This window comes from Pseudomonas sp. NPDC089392, assembly GCF_044749595.1.
Taxonomy (GTDB): Bacteria; Pseudomonadota; Gammaproteobacteria; order Pseudomonadales; family Pseudomonadaceae; genus Aquipseudomonas.
On record NZ_JBIVIF010000003.1, the window covers coordinates 1 to 18,107 of the forward strand.

Annotated in this window: 19 protein-coding genes; 4 read left to right on the plus strand and 15 right to left on the minus strand. The window is 63.8% G+C overall.

The annotated features are described in order from the left end of the window. Nucleotides 1-171: 171 nt before the first annotated feature. Together ACIP1G_RS03670 and ACIP1G_RS03675 are read right to left on the minus strand one after the other, a co-directional pair. Nucleotides 172-1,077 (minus strand): LysR family transcriptional regulator, encoded by a 906-nt coding sequence (locus ACIP1G_RS03670; RefSeq protein WP_400733840.1) that lies wholly within the window; start codon nucleotides 1,075-1,077, stop codon nucleotides 172-174. Between the two features lie 152 nt (nucleotides 1,078-1,229). Next, nucleotides 1,230-1,415 (minus strand): hypothetical protein, encoded by a 186-nt coding sequence (locus ACIP1G_RS03675; RefSeq protein WP_400733842.1) that lies wholly within the window; start codon nucleotides 1,413-1,415, stop codon nucleotides 1,230-1,232. A gap of 163 nt (nucleotides 1,416-1,578) precedes the next feature. On the opposite strand from ACIP1G_RS03675, the gene ACIP1G_RS03680 reads away from it, so the two are divergent. Further along, entirely contained in the window at nucleotides 1,579-1,965 is a 387-nt protein-coding gene (locus tag ACIP1G_RS03680; RefSeq protein ID WP_400733844.1) for a VOC family protein, read from the plus strand. Between the two features lie 41 nt (nucleotides 1,966-2,006). Beyond that, nucleotides 2,007-2,576 carry a hypothetical protein gene (locus tag ACIP1G_RS03685; protein ID WP_400733847.1) on the plus strand — a complete coding sequence of 190 codons (570 nt, stop codon included), beginning with the start codon at nucleotides 2,007-2,009 and terminating at the stop codon, nucleotides 2,574-2,576. A gap of 112 nt (nucleotides 2,577-2,688) precedes the next feature. On the opposite strand, the gene ACIP1G_RS03690 is transcribed toward ACIP1G_RS03685, so the two are convergent. Continuing rightward, nucleotides 2,689-4,368: an MFS transporter gene (locus tag ACIP1G_RS03690; RefSeq protein ID WP_400733848.1), complete on the minus strand. Its 1,680-nt coding sequence runs from the start codon at nucleotides 4,366-4,368 to the stop codon at nucleotides 2,689-2,691. 193 nt (nucleotides 4,369-4,561) lie between these two features. Between ACIP1G_RS03690 and ACIP1G_RS03695 the strand changes: the two genes are divergently transcribed. Continuing rightward, entirely contained in the window at nucleotides 4,562-5,248 is a 687-nt protein-coding gene (locus ACIP1G_RS03695) for a helix-turn-helix domain-containing protein (RefSeq protein WP_400733851.1), read from the plus strand. On the opposite strand, the gene ACIP1G_RS03700 is transcribed toward ACIP1G_RS03695, so the two are convergent. The 5 genes from ACIP1G_RS03700 to ACIP1G_RS03720 form a co-directional block, all read right to left on the minus strand. Beyond that, nucleotides 5,231-6,112: a sterol desaturase family protein gene (locus ACIP1G_RS03700; protein ID WP_400733852.1), complete on the minus strand. Its 882-nt coding sequence runs from the start codon at nucleotides 6,110-6,112 to the stop codon at nucleotides 5,231-5,233. The genes ACIP1G_RS03695 and ACIP1G_RS03700 overlap by 18 nt on opposite strands. Before the next feature lie 238 nt (nucleotides 6,113-6,350). Next, nucleotides 6,351-7,130, minus strand: coding sequence for an alpha/beta fold hydrolase (locus ACIP1G_RS03705; protein WP_400733854.1), 780 nt, complete (start codon nucleotides 7,128-7,130; stop codon nucleotides 6,351-6,353). After that, nucleotides 7,127-7,552 carry a VOC family protein gene (locus ACIP1G_RS03710; protein WP_400733857.1) on the minus strand — a complete coding sequence of 142 codons (426 nt, stop codon included), beginning with the start codon at nucleotides 7,550-7,552 and terminating at the stop codon, nucleotides 7,127-7,129. Before ACIP1G_RS03710 ends, ACIP1G_RS03705 begins: the two co-directional genes overlap by 4 nt. A gap of 236 nt (nucleotides 7,553-7,788) precedes the next feature. Next, the gene (locus ACIP1G_RS03715; RefSeq protein WP_400733860.1) at nucleotides 7,789-8,715 is read right to left on the minus strand and encodes an alpha/beta fold hydrolase; all 927 of its coding nucleotides are present in this window, start codon (nucleotides 8,713-8,715) and stop codon (nucleotides 7,789-7,791) included. 186 nt (nucleotides 8,716-8,901) lie between these two features. Beyond that, nucleotides 8,902-11,418 (minus strand): UvrD-helicase domain-containing protein, encoded by a 2,517-nt coding sequence (locus ACIP1G_RS03720; RefSeq protein WP_400733863.1) that lies wholly within the window; start codon nucleotides 11,416-11,418, stop codon nucleotides 8,902-8,904. 175 nt (nucleotides 11,419-11,593) lie between these two features. Here ACIP1G_RS03720 and ACIP1G_RS03725 point away from each other — a divergent pair, with 175 nt between their 5' ends. Then, nucleotides 11,594-12,292 (plus strand): pirin family protein, encoded by a 699-nt coding sequence (locus ACIP1G_RS03725; protein WP_400733865.1) that lies wholly within the window; start codon nucleotides 11,594-11,596, stop codon nucleotides 12,290-12,292. A gap of 166 nt (nucleotides 12,293-12,458) precedes the next feature. Here ACIP1G_RS03725 and ACIP1G_RS03730 read toward each other — a convergent pair whose 3' ends face one another. The 7 genes from ACIP1G_RS03730 to ACIP1G_RS03760 form a co-directional block, all read right to left on the minus strand. Next, nucleotides 12,459-13,358 carry a transporter gene (locus ACIP1G_RS03730; protein ID WP_400733868.1) on the minus strand — a complete coding sequence of 300 codons (900 nt, stop codon included), beginning with the start codon at nucleotides 13,356-13,358 and terminating at the stop codon, nucleotides 12,459-12,461. Between the two features lie 76 nt (nucleotides 13,359-13,434). After that, nucleotides 13,435-14,496: an NADH:ubiquinone reductase (Na(+)-transporting) subunit F gene (locus ACIP1G_RS03735; protein WP_400733871.1), complete on the minus strand. Its 1,062-nt coding sequence runs from the start codon at nucleotides 14,494-14,496 to the stop codon at nucleotides 13,435-13,437. 11 nt (nucleotides 14,497-14,507) lie between these two features. After that, complete coding sequence (locus ACIP1G_RS03740) at nucleotides 14,508-14,867, minus strand: phenol hydroxylase subunit P4 (RefSeq protein ID WP_400733874.1); 360 nt, start codon at nucleotides 14,865-14,867, stop codon at nucleotides 14,508-14,510. Nucleotides 14,868-14,949: 82 nt separating this feature from the next. Continuing rightward, nucleotides 14,950-16,464 (minus strand): aromatic/alkene/methane monooxygenase hydroxylase/oxygenase subunit alpha, encoded by a 1,515-nt coding sequence (locus ACIP1G_RS03745; RefSeq protein WP_400733875.1) that lies wholly within the window; start codon nucleotides 16,462-16,464, stop codon nucleotides 14,950-14,952. Nucleotides 16,465-16,495: 31 nt separating this feature from the next. Beyond that, complete coding sequence (locus ACIP1G_RS03750) at nucleotides 16,496-16,765, minus strand: MmoB/DmpM family protein (RefSeq protein ID WP_019097310.1); 270 nt, start codon at nucleotides 16,763-16,765, stop codon at nucleotides 16,496-16,498. Next, nucleotides 16,762-17,757, minus strand: a complete 996-nt coding sequence (locus ACIP1G_RS03755; protein WP_400733879.1) for an aromatic/alkene monooxygenase hydroxylase subunit beta — start codon at nucleotides 17,755-17,757, stop codon at nucleotides 16,762-16,764. The genes ACIP1G_RS03750 and ACIP1G_RS03755 overlap by 4 nt, the downstream gene beginning before the upstream one ends. Before the next feature lie 55 nt (nucleotides 17,758-17,812). Next, nucleotides 17,813-18,070, minus strand: coding sequence for a phenol hydroxylase subunit (locus ACIP1G_RS03760; RefSeq protein ID WP_400733882.1), 258 nt, complete (start codon nucleotides 18,068-18,070; stop codon nucleotides 17,813-17,815). Nucleotides 18,071-18,107 lie beyond the last annotated feature (37 nt).

The window sequence follows — 18,107 nt, forward strand, 5'->3', positions numbered from 1 at the left end:
CTGGCCTGAGAGGTATCTCTCGGTTATCTGAAAGTCTCAGTCAGAGATCAGCGCTGGCGGGCTGAACTCTGATTTTGAGTTTTCACACAGCCTGTGTAGGAGCAGCCCATCGCGACACAAGGCCGCTCCTCCAGGTTTTGTGCATGCCTTGAATGCGATGCAGGCCAGACTTCAGAACTTCGCCAGTTCTTCCCGGCAAAACTCCACGAACAACTGCGCCGGTTTGGTCAGTTGCACCCGCTTCAGCCACGCCGCGGCCAGCCCCGACAGTGCCACCGGCTCGGCTATGTCCAGCATGACCAGGCGCTGGCCGTCGTAGGTGTATTCCGAGTGCGGGCGCGTCACCAGCAACGAGAAGCCGAAACCCTGCCCAACCATGCCGCGCACCATCTCGATCGACGGCGAGCTGAAGACGATGTTCGGCGTCAGGCCCATTTCGTTGAACAGGCTGACGAAGTAGGTACGGCTGGGGGCCACATCCAGCAGGATCATCTGCTCCGGGCACAGGTCGCGCAGCGACACCTGGGCCTGGCCGGCAAAGCGGTGGTTCTCTGGCAGCAGCACATAGGGCTTTTGCGGCGGCATCAGCGGCTCGGCCTCGATGGTGCCATCCAGGTCGTGGTCGTAGAGAAAGGCGAGGTCGAAGGTGCCGGCGGTCAGACCCTGGATCAGCTCCTGCTGCTCGCCGTCGCGCAAGCGGATATCCACGCCCGGGTAGCGCTGGCGAAAGCCGGCGATCAAGCGCGGCAGGTACAGCGGTGCCACGGTTTCGAAACAGCCGATGTCGATCTGCCCGGCCACGGTATCGTTGTCGGCCAGGGCGTTCTGTTCGAACTCATGGGCCATTTGCAGCAGCGACTTGGTCTTGGCATAGAAACGCTTGCCGCTGGGCGTCAGCGACACGCCCTGGGCGTGGTGGCGGATGAACAGCTGCACACCGAAGCTTTCTTCCAGGCTTTTGATGGCCGTGGAAATGGACGGCTGGGCGATGTACAGCTGACGAGAAGCCTCGGCAACGCTGCCGGCCTCCACCGTAGTAACGAAGTACTTGAGTTGTCGCAAGGTATAGGCAGCCACGGGTACCTCTTTGACGCCGGCCTGGGCGCTCAGGGATCATGCCTGTCACTTTACCCTTGGCAGCCGAAAGGTGGGGGCTGGGTAATGAAGGATTTACCTATGGCTTGAGCAGGTTTTTTGTGGGGAGGCGTCTTGCGCCGCCTCCCCTCGGCTCACTCGAACAGTACATTAGCCATCACGCAATTTTCACCTACCAGCTTGTACCCTGGCTCGCATGGCATTCCCGCTACAGGGCCCACACCGCGCTTACGCCTGGAAAGTATCACCTGCGGTTTTACATTCTCCAGCTGATCCGGTTCGGTGGTCTCTGGCTGTTCATTCGTGGGTTGTTCTTGCATGGTATTCACTCCTGGTTTGAATTGGCTTGCCCGGAGCACGTTAATGCCGGCGCTTCCAACAACCCATTCGGAAACACCACCACCGCGGGCAGCAGCCCACTGGTCAAATATGCCCGAACGTCTTTACTGATAGTCATCGGCCCCAGGCATACGGTGTGCGCTTATGAAGATCGTGGTCACCAGCATCCTCGTCGACGACCAGGCCAAGGCCCTGGCGTTCTACCACTATGTACTCGGCTTCGAACCCAAGCACGATATCCCCATGGGCCGGCACCGCTGGTTGACCCTGACATCGCCCAGCGACCCCAATGGCGTCGAACTGCTGCTGGAGCCGGACGCGCACCCGGCGGCCAAGGTGTACAAGGCCGCGCTCAAACAGGACGGCATTCCCGCCACCTCGTTCGGCGTGCGTGACATCCAGGCCGAATACACCCGGCTGTGCGCGGCAGGTGTGCAGTTCACCCAACCACCTACCGACATGGGACCGGTCACGGTAGCGGTGTTCGATGACACCTGCGGCAACCTGATCCAGATCGTCCAAAAACATTAGCCGCTCGCCATTACCCCCACGCGCAACAACAAGGAAAACAAATGCGCCACGAATTCAGCGAAGTGCTCAACGACCTGGTCGACTACTTTTTGCTCGGCGATATCCAGTTGCTGGAACGCTTCAAGCAGGATCATGAATTGCCCGACGACCTGGCCTACGCGTTCACCCATGACGACAGCGGCGACCAGGCCGTGCGCGACGGCATCGTGCTGCCGCTGGCCGGGGTCGATAACCTGCCCTACCGTATTCTGTTCACCCTGGATAACCACACCCCGGCCCTGCGCGAGCCCGGCAGCCGCCTGAAGCACCGGCGCAATGGCTATGTGCTGCGGGTCGAGCACGGGGCACTGATGCTGTACACCTGGCGCATCCTGCAGCACTTCACGCCCAAGACGCTGGGTGACCTGCTGGCGCGCTACCAGGTGCCGGGGCGGCCGATCATCGAGCTGGACAATGGCTGGTATGACGTGGAAGTGCTGGCGGGTGCGCTGGTGCGTGACGGGTTGTACGAGCCGGCGTTCGAGTTTGTGTTGAAGAAGCGCTGGAGCCGGGGTGAGGCTGCGGGGGTGGATACTGGGTATGCCTTTGGGCTGCGTGGGTATTTTGATTGATGGGTTGCCTGTGCCGGCCTATTCGCGGGTAAACCCGCTCCTACAACGGGCAGCGATCCCGTTGTAGGAGCGGGTTTACCCGCGAATAGGCCGGCACAGGCAACCTCAACCCTCAGGTGTGATTGATATCCCGGTCCTTGGTCTCCGGCAGGAAGAAAATCCCAAGCACCGCCGTCATCACCGCAATCACGATCGGGTACCACAAGCCGTAGTAGATATCCCCGGTCGCCGCCACCATGGCAAACGCCACGGTCGGCAGGAAGCCGCCGAACCAGCCATTACCGATGTGGTAAGGCAATGACATCGAGGTGTAGCGGATACGCGCGGGGAACAGCTCCACCAGCCAGGCGGCAATCGGGCCGTAGACCATGGTCACGTAGATCACCAGGATGGTCAGCAGCAACAGCACCATCGGGTAGTGGATCTTCGCCGGGTCGGCCTTTTCCGGGTAGCCCGCTTCTTTCAATGCACCGCCCAAGGTTGCGGTAAAGGCGTCGTTCTGCGCCTTGAAGTCCGCCGCCGCCAGGCTGCTGCCGTCAAAGCTCGGCAGCACCCGCTCACCGATACGGATCTGCGTGACGCTGCCGGGTTCGGCCGCTTCGTTGGTATAGGGGATGGCGCGCTTGGCCAGCAGGCTCTTGGCGATGTCGCACGAGCTGGTGAATTTGGCCTTGCCCACCGGGTCGAACTGGAACGCGCACTGGCCAGGATCGGCCACCACCACTACCGGGTTTTGCTCCTGGGCGACGAACACGTCCGGGTTGCCGTACTCGGTCAGCGCCTTGAAGATCGGGAAGTAGGTCAGCGCAGCGATGATGCAGCCAGCCATGACGATCTTCTTGCGGCCAATGCGGTCGGACAGGCTGCCGAAGAAGATGAAGAACGGCGTGCCGATCAGCAATGACCCGGCAATCAGCAGGTTGGCGGTCTGCGGCTCGATCTTGAGCATCTGCAACAGGAAGAACAGCGCATAGAACTGCCCGGTGTACCACACCACCGCCTGCCCGGCGGTACCGCCCAGCAGCGACATGATCACCACCTTGAGGTTGTCCCAGCGCGCGAACGACTCGGTCAGCGGCGCCTTCGACGCCTTGCCCTCGGCCTTCATCTTCATGAACACCGGCGACTCGTTGAGCTGCAGGCGGATGTACACCGAAATTGCCAGCAGCAGGATCGACAGCAGGAACGGCACCCGCCAGCCCCAGGTCTCGAACACCTCGGTGCCCATGGCCGTGCGGCAGGCCATGATCACCAGCAGCGAAAGGAACAGGCCCAAGGTTGCCGTGGTCTGGATCCAGGCGGTGAAGAAACCGCGCCGGCCTTTCGGTGCATGTTCGGCCACGTAGGTGGCCGCGCCGCCGTACTCGCCACCCAGCGCCAGGCCCTGCAGCAGGCGCAAGGTGATCAGGATGATCGGTGCTGCCACGCCGATCGATGCATAGCTCGGCAGCAGGCCCACTACCGCAGTGGACAAGCCCATGATGATGATGGTGATGAGAAAGGTATGCTTGCGCCCGATCATGTCGCCCAGGCGGCCGAACACGATGGCGCCGAACGGCCGCACGGCAAAGCCGGCGGCAAAGGCCAACAAGGCGAAGATGAACGAGGTGGTTTCATTGACCCCGGCAAAGAAGTGCTTGGCGATGATCGCCGCCAGTGAGCCGTACAGGTAGAAGTCGTACCATTCGAATACCGTACCCAGGGACGAGGCAAAGATGACCTTGCGCTCCTCCTTGGTGATACCGCGTTGGGGCGCGCTACTGCCCGTGGATGCGCTGTCGAGAACCGCCATGGGTTGCCTCCGTCATGTCATCATGCAGGCCGGAGCACCTCACACCCATTTCACCGTCGCACCCAGGCCCTAGGGCTTGCTTTGGTTGCGCGAAGCACGACGAGGCGGGCCGCCTCGAATCGCAGCAAGGTAACTGAAGCATAATCGGCTTTGCCGGGATATCCACTGGCTGGGACACAGGCAAGAGGGCTGTATGAACGACGAGGTCTCACAGGGCTGGCGGGGTGACATCTGGCTGGCTGACGACCACTGCCTGCTGCTAGCTACGCTGGGCAGCACCGACAGCCACGTGCACTATGCGCATCAGGTGCTGATAGGCCTCGATGCCGATGTCGAGGTGCTGCTGGGCGAACAGCGTTACCGCGGCCCGCAGGTGTTGATCCCGTCGCGGCAGCCCCATGCCATTCTCAGCCACGGCGCGCCCTGCCTTACCCTGTTCGCCGAACCGCTGGCATTCGACCTGGCAGACCTCGCCCTGGCCTGCGAACAAGCCGGCAACAGCCCAGCGCAACTGGCCGAGCGACTGCGGCACTGGCCACGCCGCCGGCTCGACCCTCGCCTGGTGAAAGCACTTGAGCGTATCCGCTCGCTGGGCGAACAGGCCTTGCCAGCCCATGAGCTAGCCAGTACTGCGGCGCTGTCGATCAGCCAGCTGGAACGCCTGTTCAGCGACAAGCTGCTGCTGTCGGTGCGGCGCCTGGTGCTGTGGCAGCGCCTGCGCGTAGCCTTGCAACTGGCGCTGGATGGTGCCAGCCTGACCGAAGCCGCCCTGGCAGCAGGGTTTGCCGACTCGGCGCACTTCACGCGCAGCGTCCGCCGACAGTTTGGCTTGAGCCCCGGCAGCGCCTTGCGCCAGCTGCGCCTACGCACGCTCGGCTAGTGCCTGGCGCAATGCCGTCGGCAGCGTGGCAGGCCGGTGTGCGCCGCCGTTTACCCAAGGTTCCTGCAATTGCGCCACATAGGCCTGCGGGTAGTCGGGCCGGTCACCTATGCCCATGTCATCGTCCGCCAGTGCATAGCCAGGCAGGTGCAGCGCCGTGCCCAGCAAGCGGTCCCACACCGGGAAGAACAACGCGAAGTTGACGTCGCCGGTGGTGCCGTACTTCAGGTGGTGCAAGCGATGCACCGGTGCCCAGGCAAACACATGGCGCAAGCCGCCGATACGCATGTCCACATTGCTGTGCTGCAGCAACAGCTGGATCGACACACTGAACGCCAGCAGTGATGCCACCTCGACGGGCAAACCGAGCAGCAGCAACGGCAAGGTGCCGCCCAGGGTTTCAAGCAGTTGGTGCACGGGGTGCTTCATCAAGCCATTGAAGCCGTACAGGCGGGTGACGCTGTGGTGTACTGCATGCAACCGCCACAGCAATGGGCTGCGGTGGCTGGCGTAATGCACCAAGGTGATGCCCAGGTCGGCCATGGCGATGGCAAGCAGCAATTGCAGGGCCAGCGGCCAGTGCCCAGGCCACAGGCCGGTTGCCGGCAGCCAGCTGGCCAGCAACGGGATGGCTGCCACACTGCTGATGGTCAGGCACTCGTTGACCAGGGCATGGCACAAGTCGCGCCGGCCCTCGCCTTGGCTTCGGTTCCAGGCGACCTTGTAGGGGATGAGCCGTTCGCAGGTGAACGACAGCAGCACCGCGCTGGCCAGCAGCGGCAACAGCCATAGCGGGCTTACTGCCAGCGACAGTGCGGCGCTGATGAATCCAAAGAAGAACAGTGGGGCGTAGAGGGTGCGCATGGGCGACTCCAGGTAGACAGGAGCCGCCAGTGTTGGCGCAAGTGCCACATCGGCGCTTGAACGAACGGCGCATGAATGCGGGACGCGCTCCCCGTGTAGGAGCGGCCTTGTGTCGCGAAAGGGCCGCAAAGCGGCCCCGGCAATTTTGAGATGTTGCGAAGATCCCGGGGGCGCTTCGCCCCCCTTTCGCGACACAAGGCCGCTCCTACAGGGGGACCGCGTACAGTCAGAGAAACCTTTACTGCAGGAACTGCAGCACTTCTGCCAGCACCTGCTCGGCCTGCTCCCGGTGCGGCACATGCCCACAGCCTTGCAGCAAGCGCACCCTGCCCGGCCCGCCCGCCAGCGCCTGCAGCCGCTCGGGGTGCGCCGGCGAGCCGAACTCGTCGTTATCGCCATGCAGGCTCAACAGCGGGCAGCGCACCTGCGCCAACACGATATCCAGGTTCCAGCCGGCAAAATCCTCGGCCAACCAGTTGTCCACCCAGGCACGCAATACCCATTCGGCCTTGCTGCCGTGGTAACGCTGCAGCCGTTGCAACTGCCCCGGCTCGGCAAACTGCAGGTTGGCTGCGCGAATGCCCTCAAGGGTACGCGCTTCGACAAACGCCTGTGCCGACTCGGTGATCAGCCCCACACACTGGTTGGCGAACGCCGCCGCGCAGGCCACGGCCATGCCGCCGCCAACGCTGTGGCCGAAAATAATGAAATCGCCAAGGCCAAAATACTCGCGCAGCGCCGTGAACCCCTGCTGCGCCTCGTCCTCGACAAAGCCCAGGCGTAATACACCCGGGTGTGCGTCGGAACGGCCAAAGCCCAGGCGGTCGTAGGCGATTACTCGGTGCCCGGTGGTTTGCGCCAACTGCTGCGGAAAGTCGCGCCACAAGGCAACACAACCCAACGAATCATGCAGCAGGACGATGGGCGCCCCCTGCGCCTGTGGCGGCGCCCATTCCTGGGCGAACAGTTTGCCTTGCGCGGTATTGATCCAGTGCTCGTGGCTGTGCAGCTTGCTCATGGCGCCCCCACGGCAGGTACCGGCCCTTTGAGCTCGACCTGGTTGCCATCCGGGTCGTAGCAGTACAGCGACAGCCCTTCGCCTTCGGCGCCATAGCGCTTCTCGGCGGGTTCCACCGTCACCCCCGCAGCTTGCAGGTAGGCGGTCAATGCCGCTTCATCAAAGGGCTCGATGCGCAGGCAGAAATGATGCAGGTTGCGCCCTTCGGCCCCCGGTGCCGCACCACCGGGCTGGCCCAGCGGGCCGTCCAGGGTTACCAGGTCGATCATCGCCGTGCCTGTAGCCAGATGAACCATGCCCAGGTCTTCACGCACACGGCTGACCGTGCAGCCGAGCAGCTCGGTGTAGAAGGCGATGCTGCGCGGCAGGTCACTGACCCGCAGGACGAGGTGGTCGATATGCTTGATGGCGAACGGTCGCATGCCGGGGCTCCTTGTGGTCTGGCATTTTGGTAGAAAACGGCGTTCGCAAGCGATCCGCATACCCTGTGGGAGCGGGTTCACCCGCGAAGAATCCAACGCGGTGCATGGCACCGGCTGCGCCGGTGTTCGCGGCTAAAGCCGCTCCTACATCGATTGCGCAAGCAAATGGATTTTCAGCACGGCCGTTGTTCCCGCAGCCACCATAGCCCAGACGTGCATGGCCTGACCAGAATCAGCTACTCGTTCACCATCCGTTGCAGCACGCGCCCTTCATGGCGGGCCAGGATGCGCAGCAATTGATCGACCAGCGCCCGGTCTGGTGCATCCAGGTGGAAGTGGTGCCCGCCGGGGTGCCAGGAGATCTTCGCCTGGCTGGGCAAGGCCGCCTGGCGCCGGGTAAAGGCCTCGCCGGTAAATGCTCCCTGGCGACCGAACAGCAGGTACAGCGGGCAATAGACTTGGCTGAGCAGGTCGCAGGCTTCGCGTTCGGTCAGCGGCATGGGCTCGGGCAGCACCAGGCGCGGGTCGTGGCGCCAGCAGTAACCATCGCCCAGCTGCAGCAGGTCGCGCAGCGCCAGCAGCCGTGCCGCACTTTCCGACAGTTCGGTGTCCAGGCGCTCGCGGCGTTGCACCAAGGCTGTGTCGAGGTCATCGAAGCGGCCGACGTCCGGCTCGGCAAAGCCCGGCAACTGGCTACGTTGCACCATGCGTTTGAGCCGGTAGGCCCGCGCCAGGTGCTGCACGCGGTCGTCCTCGGCCACCGTGAACGGTGCGCCCATGCCGTCGAGGAAGGTCATGCTGGCGATACCGCTGGTCATGGCCGCCAGCAATGACGCCACCCCGGTGCCCATGCCGTGGGCCAGTACATGAAACTGCCCAAGGCCCAGGCTGTCGGCCACCGCCAGCATATCCTCGGCATGTTCCCACAGGTAATAGCCACTGTCGTGGCGGCGATGGTCGGAACGGCCGTGGCCAACCAGGTCGGGGGCGACCACGAAGCAGCCGTCGAGCATGGGTGCCAGGCGTTCGAAAGAGGCGGCATTGTCCAGCCAGCCATGCAGGGCCAGCACCGGGATGCCGTCTTGCGGCCCCCAGCAACGCACGGCAATTTCAATGCCGTTGAGGTCTAGCAGGTGATCCTTGGGTGTCGATGAAGAACGCATGGGTACGCTTCCTGACTTGAAGCCTGGTACGACCACACCAGGCCAGATACGCCGCCGGCCCCTTCGAATCCTGTCGCCAGCGACAACCCTTGCGCCGGGCCGCGCAGGGCTCCGACACGCTACCTTGGCGCAAGGCCAGGTACCCCACTGGCCCATCACCGACCGTGACTTAACCGTCACCGACCCTTACTGGCCGCGCAGGTCTTCGAAGAAGGCCTGCCGGCCATCCACCTGGCTCGAAGCCCGCGGGGCCGCCGCCGCGTCGCCGTTGGCCGCCTCCACATGCCAGTAGCAGTGCTGCACCGCACGGGTCACCGCCACGTAGGCCAGGCGCTGTACTTCTTCCTTCTGCGCTGTATCGAACGGCTGGGCATCACCGGCCTTGCCCAAACCGGCCTGGCGATACACTTGGTTCTTGTACGGCGAGCTGGTCAGGTACTGGCAGTCGCCCAGCATGAACACCGCGTCGGCCTGCAAGCCCTTGGCACTGTGATAGGTCAGCTGGCGCAGCCGGCGCTGCTCGGCCGGCAGGGCTGCCTCGGCGTGCAGCACGCTTTGCAGGTGCTCGTTCATCAACGCCCGGTCGCCGCCCTTGCGGTACAGCATCATCACCGTCTCGCCGCGCTGGTAGTGCTCGATCAGCGTTTCACCCAGGGCGGCTTCGTCACGGTCGAACACCTTGACCGGCGTGGCCGGCAATTCGGCCGCCGGGCCACTGGCGCGGGCTTTCTTGCCGGTAATTGCCGGGGTGCCCTTGACCAGGTGCTCGGCGGCGTCGATCACCTGCTGCTGGCAACGGTAGTTGTCGACCAGCATCACCCGCGTATTGGCCGGCGACGGGAAGGCCTTGGTGAACTCCATGAAGTACTTGGGCGAACTGCCGCGCCAGCCGTAGATCGACTGCCAGTCATCGCCCACGCACAGCAGCGACGAATGCTGGGCATGGCGCCCGGTGTGCATCGCCGGGCCACGCCGGCGGATTTCGGCGAGGCTGGCGCGCAGCCAGCTGACGATCTGCGGCGAGACGTCCTGGAATTCGTCGATCATCAGGTGCGCCAAGGGCCGCAACAACGGGTCGGGCAGCAGTTGCAGGTTTTCCGGGTTGTTCTCGCCGAACAGGGCAAACATGCGGTTGTAGCTCATCACCGGCGGCGACTGGTCCAGCAGGTGCGCCTCCAGGGCTTTCCAGTACAGGGCCAAGGCCTCGAAGAACAGCGCGTCGCTGTCACCAGGCGGGAAGCTCATCGCCGCCACGGCGGTGTTCACGTCCAGGCCGAGGTTCTCGATGAAGTTGGCTGCGCTGACGAAGGCATCCAGCAACGGCGCTGGGGCCAGTTCGCCCTTTATCTTGTATTCAAAGCCGGGGCCGGCCACAGCATCACCGGCCAGCGAGGCCGCCAGGCGCCGGGCCATGGCGTAGTTGTCGAGCCAGATCAGCGGCCTGTCGCAGAACGCTTGCAGCAATGTGCGCTTTACCGCCCATTCGGCGCGCACCGCCAGCTTGGCGCCGGGGCGCTGGTACTGCGCGCTCTCCGCCGGGTCGAAGCCCAGCACCACCAATGGCCCTTCACCCGTCAGCCGACCATGCACATGGAAGCGGCTGCCACGGATCTCGACCGTTTCGCGGCACGGCTCGATGCCCTTGATTGGCCAGGCGCCAGCGGCGAACCACAGGTCTTCGATCACGTCGCACAGTTCTTCGTCGCGCTGGGCGGCCAGCTGGGTCACCTGCGCGCGCTTCTGCACGTCGGGGTTGTTCGGGTCCAGTGGTTTAAGTTGCAAGGCTTCGCTGCGCAGCAGGCCGACCAGCTCGGCGAAGCGCGGGCTCTCGCCTAGCACGCTGCTGTAGCACTGGTTCAGCTGTTGGCGCTGGGCATCGTTCAGGCGCAGGTCGAACGGGTTGCTGTCGGCCTCGGCCTCACGCCCGGCAGGCATCTCGTTGCCCAGTGTTTCGAACGAGCGCACCTGGTCAAACCCCGGCAAGCTGCGCACCAACGGCAGAATGCGCGAATGGAAGGTACGCACCAGCTCGCGGGCCTGCACCGGTTGCAGGTTGATCTGCCACAGGGCAAACACTTGCAGCAGGCGCTTGATGAAGTCCTTGCGCGACTCGCGGGTGAAGGTAACCACAGTCATCGCGTCCAGCTCGTAGCCCAGGTAATGGCGCAGCAGCAAGATGCGCAGTACCAGCGACGTCGACTTGCCCGCCCCGGCCCCAGCCACCACGCAGGTGGACGGCGTGTCGCTGAAAATCAGCTTCCACTGCGCGGCACTGGGCTGCGCCTCGGCGGGCAGGCGCTGGGCGACATCGGCCTTGAAGCGCTTCTTCAGCTCAGCCGTCAACGGCAGGCGCCAGTCATCGAACAGCTTGTCGTCCTGGCCCGGTACAGCGGCAGTGTCGGGGCGGGTATCGCGGATCACCAGCACCTGGCGCCCGGCCTCATAGCCCTCCACCCGCCCGCGCTCAAAGCCGTCACGCAGCCCATCGGCGTGGCCACTGCGCTGGCCGGTGGCGTGGCCCAGGAACCAGGAATCGCGGTGCTGCGCTTGCAGACGGGTCAGGCCACGCCCCAATAGGCGCGCGGCCAGGCGGCGAAACCAGGGCAGTTGGGCGGGTGGGGTAAGGTCGGCGGGGGCCTGGGGTTGCTCGTGGGCCACGGTCACTCCGTTGAAAAACAAAATCAGCGGGCATGTTCGCCGCATCGACAAAAAATCGCCAGCGAATGCTTGCAGATCAGTGGATTAGGCGATGAAACGGATAAAAACTTGCATCCTTATACATCCAATAATTAGATTGTTTTAAGCCGATATTTACGCTTATTTTCGATGTTTCTTTCGCGCATCATGGCGTCATTCCACTGATTCAAGGAGCACGACCATGCTGCAACTGCGACCGTTCGAAAGCCTCGGCCACGCCAACCACGGCTGGCTCGATGCCCACCACCATTTCTCGTTTGCCGAATACTACGACCCGGCGCGCATGCACTGGGGCAACCTGCGGGTCTGGAACGACGACCTGATCGCTGCTGGCAGCGGCTTCCCGCCGCACCCGCACCGCGACATGGAAATCATCACCTATGTACGTGAAGGGGCAATTACCCACCAGGACAGCCTGGGCAACAAAGGCCGCACCGAAGCGGGTGATGTGCAGGTAATGAGCGCCGGTACCGGCATCGTGCACAGCGAGTACAACCTGGAAGACGTCGATACCCGTATCTTCCAGATCTGGATCGTGCCGGAGCGTACCGGTGAAGCACCGCAGTGGGGTACCCGGCCGTTCCCCAAAGGCGAGCGTGGCGAAGGCTTCGTGACCTTGGCCAGCGGCCGTGCCGGCGATGAAGACAGCCTGCAGATCCGCACCAATGCGCGGTTGGTGGCTGCCACCTTGCGGGCTGGTGAAACCGCCGAATACCGCTTCGATGCCGCACGCCGGGGCTACCTGGTGCCGGCCAAGGGGTTGGTGGAAGTCAACGGGTTGCGGGCCAAGGCGCGTGATGGTGTGGCGATCGAGCAGGAAGAAGTGTTGCGGGTGACCGCCATCGAGGACAGCGAGATCGTGCTGGTGGATGTGGCCTGATCACCGTTGGCCTTGATAGCGCGCAACACGTGTAGGAGCGGCCTTGCGTCGCGATCGGGCCGCACAGCGGCCCCTCGATTTCAGCCATGCTGCTGATATTGCTGGGGCCGCTTTGCGGCCCGATCGCGACACAAGGCCGCTCCTACAAGGGCGTTGCCCTCGTGATCTAGAAGGGCAAGGTCAGCTTCAGCCAGTAGGCATCGCCCTGGGCGCGGTTGCGCACTTCGGTTTCCTTCGACCACTTCGCCGTCACGAACCAACCACCCTTGCCGCTGTACTTGATCGACGGGCCGATGGCAAAGCTGCGGCCTTTGTTGTCTTCGATACGCTCGCCATCCTGATTGTCGTCGGTGGTCTGCCGGTAGTAGTACCCCCCTACCCCCAACACCCAGCCATTGCCCAACCCCCACCCCACGGCATAGTCCACATGAAACTCCTGACCCGAGCGGTAATCGGTGGCCGGGTTGCGCCGGTTGAAGTCGTACATCACCTTGGCATCCAGGTTAAGCCCGGTCGGGTCGACGTAGCTCATTGCATACACAGGCTCGAACACCCAGTAATTGCGCCCGGGGTTGGCCAGGTCGTTCTTGTCGTAGCGGCCCGTGGGGGCAATCATGTCGAAGGCCAGGATGCTGTGGAACTTGTCGCTATGGTGAAAGCCCAGCGCCGGGCCGAAGATCACGTCACCCAGGCCGCTGTTGTGCTGCGACTGGCCATTGAGCGAAACCTTGACGTCCACCAACGGCACGATCGCATGCAGCGCCAGGCTGCCGCCCAGCAGCGTGTAGTCACTCACCCAGATAAAGCGCGGCACGATGGCATTGGCGCGCACGCGGAAGTCCACCGGCAGCTTGCGCCCGTCGTTACCGCGCAGGTTGTCGGCCTCGTAGTGGTTGACGAACAGCTGGCCATAGAAGCCCGGCGGCGGCATGGCGCCAGACATGTAGTTCTCGGCACCCAATGGGTACGAGGTGCCGCCCCCTTCAGTGGCATGGGACAGGTTGGCAGCGCCGAACAACGAGGCGCACACGGCAAGGCGAAGCAGGTTCGCTAGGGTCGGGGTCATCGGGTCAACCTTTGTTGTTGTTATCGGTCGGGTGCACGCCGGCCCCCCGCGTTCGGGGCGCCGGGTTCGAATGTGCTCAGATGCGCTTGAACAGGGCCGAACGCTGGCCTTCGTCAGCACCATCAGCGGCGCTGTAGAAACGCTCCATGAAGATGTCGCGCTCAAACAGGCGGCCCTGCATCAGGCAGGTGATGGCTGCATCGATCATGGGTGGCGGGCCGCACAGGTAGGCTTTGTGGCCGTTGAAGCGGCCATCGAAATACTGCCTCGCCGCGTCGTGCACATAACCGCGCACGCCTTGCCACTGCGCATCCTCGGCGGCCTGGCTGAGGGCCGGCACGTAGCTGAAATTGGCATGCCGGGCGGCCAGCGCTTCGAACAGCTCACGGTTGTACAACTCGGCACGGGTGCGGGCGCCCTGGAACAGGGTGATGCGCCGGGTGTCGCCACGCGCCAGCAGGTCGAGGATCATCGACTGCGGGCTGGACAGCCCCGAGCCACCGGCGATGAAGATCAAGTCGCCCGGCTGCGAGCAGCGCACGAAGAACTGCCCGTATGGGCCGGACAGCTCCAGCGCATCGCCGACCTTGAGCTGCTGATGGATATGCCCGGTGGCCACGCCGCCTTCCACCAGGCGCACGTGCAGTTCCACCTCGTCGGCCTGCTGTGGCGGGTTGGCCAGGGAGAACGCGCGGGTGCCTTCAATGCCCGGCAGCTGCAGGTTGACGTATTGCCCGGCCTGAAAGGCCATTGGCCGGTCGAGCTTGAGGTGCACGCCGCGAATGGTCGGCGACAGCTGCACCAGTTGGGTGACCACGGCACGGTAGTCCTGCACCGGCAGGCCGGCGAAGTCCGGGTCGACATCGATGTCGGCCTCGATCACCAGGTCGCTCTGCGGGATGGCGCAGCAGGCCAGCACCTTGCCTTCGTCACGCTCCATGTCCATCAGGGCGAACGACGAAGCAGCGCCGAGGTCGACCTCACCGTCCAGCACCTGGCACTTGCAGGTGGCGCAGGTACCGTGGCCGCAGGCAAACGGCAGCCACACGCCCTGGCGCAAGGCGGCCTCAAGAATGGTCTGGCCCTCCTCCACTTCAATCTGTTCGCCGGTGGGTTCGATGGTGACTTGATAGCTCATGGCGGCATTCCTCAGTTGTGGCTGCCGCCCAGGCCTTCAAGGCCAGGGGTGTGCAGGTGCAGCAGGCTTTTGTGGGCAACACCATTGGCGGCCAGGCCACCGGCCAGGTCGGGCGTGAACGGCTGCTCGTCCAGGCGCCAGCGCGCGGCGGCGAAGTCGACCTGGGCGGCATCCGGGTGCAGGGCAATCGCCGGTTTGACCACCTGCTCGATGAAGGCGGCAAAGGGTAGCGCCGGGTCCACCGGCAGGGTGAACGGGGCGCAGAACAGCAAGTGGTTTTCCCAGCACAGGTACACCAGCTGGGCGCCGTGGAAGTTGGCCTGGCGGTCCAGGGGCTGGGCGGTATAGGTGCCAATGGCGGTCACGGGCATGGCAATGTTCCTCTTGTTCTTGTAAAAGGCAGGGCGCAGCGATAGCGCCCTGCCTGATGCTGCAGCGGGATGGCTTATCGACTCAGACGGCCTTGCGTTCGGCGCCCTGCATCGCTTGCCAGCGTTGCTGCTCGGGTGAGCCCTGGTACTCGAAGTTGTCCTGCCCGGGGGTGATGTTGTAGTAATCGCGCACCACCGCCTCGACATCGGCGCCACCACAGTTGCCCTGCAGGATCTGGTGCACCGGCAGCCAGGCCTGCACGTACTTTTCCGGTTCGAAGGCGAAGATGTCGCAGCAACCATCGGAGCAGAAGTGGTAGCGCTCGCCCTCATGCACCAGGCTGCGGTGGCTCAGTTGCGTGGGCGCATCCGGCTCGGTGAAGGCCAGCGGGATCTGGCAGATCTGGCACAGCATCGGCAGCGTCGGGTTGTAGAAGCGCTCGCCGCGTGCCTGCAGCTCGCGCCAGTGCTCGTAGCGTGGCCGGTAGTAACGGTCGAAGGTGTCCGGGTACTTGGCCGACAGCCAGTCCAGCTCCTCGTCGGTGGGGATCCAGGTGTGGAAGTTGGTGGCCTGGCTGTACTGGTAGAAGATCGACCAGGCCTGGTGGCTGATGTGTTCCTTGCCGATGGTGGTCTGCTCGACGTACTTGGGCGGGCGAATGCCGTAGCGTTCCAGGTCCTTGAACAGTGCACCGCCGGCCTGTTCGAAGTACACCTCCCAGGCCTCGGCCCAGGACATCACTTTGTTCGGCAGCATGTAGTCCATCATCATCCCGACCAGGGTCAGCAGCCGGTAGCCGCGCCAGAACCACTTGTCGATCCAGCGCTGCACGATCGGCACGTTGTCCTCGTGCTGCTCCAGCAGGAACTTGATCACCTCCAGGCCCAGGGTCATGTGCCGGGCCTCGTCGGACTGCGCAGAGAAGCCGAAGGTGACCGTGGCCATGTCGCCATTGAACGCAGCGCCGGACATGAACGGCACGAACAGCAGGTTGGTCAGCACGTACTCGAACGAGAACGAAATGGCGGTAAGGAACTCGAACGGGCCCGCCGTGCGTGCATCTTCGAAGAACGACTTGGGCACCGACAGGAACCACACCCGGTCGTGCATGTGGGCAAAGTCATGCAGGCCGTTGAAGTGCTTGTTGTAGTGGCTCATGGCGTGCACCTGGGTCTGCACGTGGCGCAGCTCGTCGATGGCCTGCATCTGGCAGGCTACCCGTGCACCGGCGCCACCAAAGTGCCGGCCAACCCGGGCAAAGCCCTGGTAGGCCTGGTACTCCAGAGGCGTGACACCGCTCAGGAACAGCTTCAGGGCGTTGACGTAGCGGGCGTCGGAGATGTTCTGGTGGCCGTTGTTCTGGGCAAACGCATCGAAGATGGCGTACAGCTTCTTCTCTTTTTCGGCCTGGTATTTCCAGTAGGCATCCATGGTCAGGCGGAACGGGTCTTCCCACTTGTCCCAGTCGGTGATCTTGATGCCTTCGAACCGCTCGTAGGGGTAGATATCGTCCTTGCTCTGGTAGCTTGGCTCCCAGCCCAAGTCGCGGGTCAGGCAGCGGTACTTGTCTTTCTGGTTGAGGCGTTTGGCGGCCATGGTGGTCTCCGGGTTCTTGTCGTTATGCGGATCAGTTCCAGTGCAGGGCAAAGCAGTCTTCGTCTTCCTCGACGTTGCCGCCGAGGGTGATCACGTCGATCAGCATTTCCTGCACGTCCCATTCACGGCCGATTTTTTCTTCCACCGTGGCGCGGTGGATTTCCAGGCGCCCTTCGGCCTGCACGCGGATCATCGCCGGCTGGTGCTGCACCTGGGCGTGCGGGTTGTCCTGGGTGATGGCCTCGACGATGTAGCGGGCGCTGTCGTTGTCCTGGAAGGCGATGTAGACGAGGGAAGTCATGCGGCGTCTCCACTGAGGCCGAGTTTTTTCAGGCGGGCGCCAAAGGCACTGTCGATGGAGTCCAGCGCTGCGCGGCCAGGGCCGGCTTCGGCCAGCGGCAGCAGCGCTTGCACGGCGCGGCCGCGCCATTGGCTTACCCAGCCCTCGATCAGCTGGCGGTTATGCGGGCTTTCGGCGACGGCGGTCTTGACCAGGGCATCGACCCAACGCTGGCTCTCGGCGAACCACAGGCGCATGAACTCGGTGAGCATGCCCAGCTGCCCTGCCCCGGCGGCCACCAGCTGCGCATCGAAGTGCTCGAACAACAGCGGGTACAGCAGGCCGTCGCTGACCAGGTTCTGCGCCAGGCTCAGCTCGAACCAGTCGCGCAGCACCAGGCTGTCCTCAACGTAGCGGCGCAGCCCTTGCCAGGCCGGCTCGTCCAGCCAGCGCTGCTTGGCCTCGGCCAGCAATGCCAGGCCGTCGTCCTCCAGCAGCAGGCCGATGCGTGACAGGTACTGGGCAATGGCCAGGCGGTCCATGGCATGGAACATGTGCATCTGGGTGACGCTGGTGCCAAAGGCATCGGCGGCAATGCCGCTGTTGTTCATGTTGGCGCCCAGCTCGGCGTGGCGCAGCGGCAGTAGCAGGCGCGCAACCAGGGCACGGGTTTGCGCTGGCAGGCTGGCCAGCAGCTCACGCTTTTCGCAGAAGGCAAAGCTGTGCTCGGCGTTTTCCTGCATGCGTGCCCGGGCCTGCACGTAGGTGCCGTAGTAGTACTGGCGCGGGTCGCTGACGGCATACCAGTCGGCCATCTGCACGGCAGTGCGGCTGGGGTCGTTGAGCAGGTTGTCGGGCTGCCACAGCGGGCGGTAGTGGAAGTTGCTGGCGGCCTCGATGTCGAAGCTGGCTTCCTGGTAGCGGCTGGCCGGCTTGTCACCGAAACGCCGGCGTATGTGGCTGAAGGTCTGGCGGATCGGCTCGACCGTGGCCGTCTTGATTTCGATACTCATGCAAGGCGTCCTGTACTTGTTGTTGTGGGGAGGCAATGCGCCGGTTATCGGCGCTTCATTCGTCCTGGTCGCGGCCTTCGCCGTAGCGCCACTTCTGCATGTCGGTGTCGACGGCAGCAGCCATCGCGGCATCCATGTGGCGCACCCGGTTGCTGGTGCAGAAGCTGGCAAAGGCGCTGCGCGGCAGGACCAGTTCGACGAACAGGTCCGGGTAACCGATGGCAAAGTCGAACTCGACAAAGGCCGCGTCCGGCTCGCTGCGTACACGGACGTAGCGCGGCATCTGCTCGAAGGAAGGGGTGGCTGGGCTCATGCGCTGGTGCTCCGGTTGGACGTGCCAAGGGCTAGAG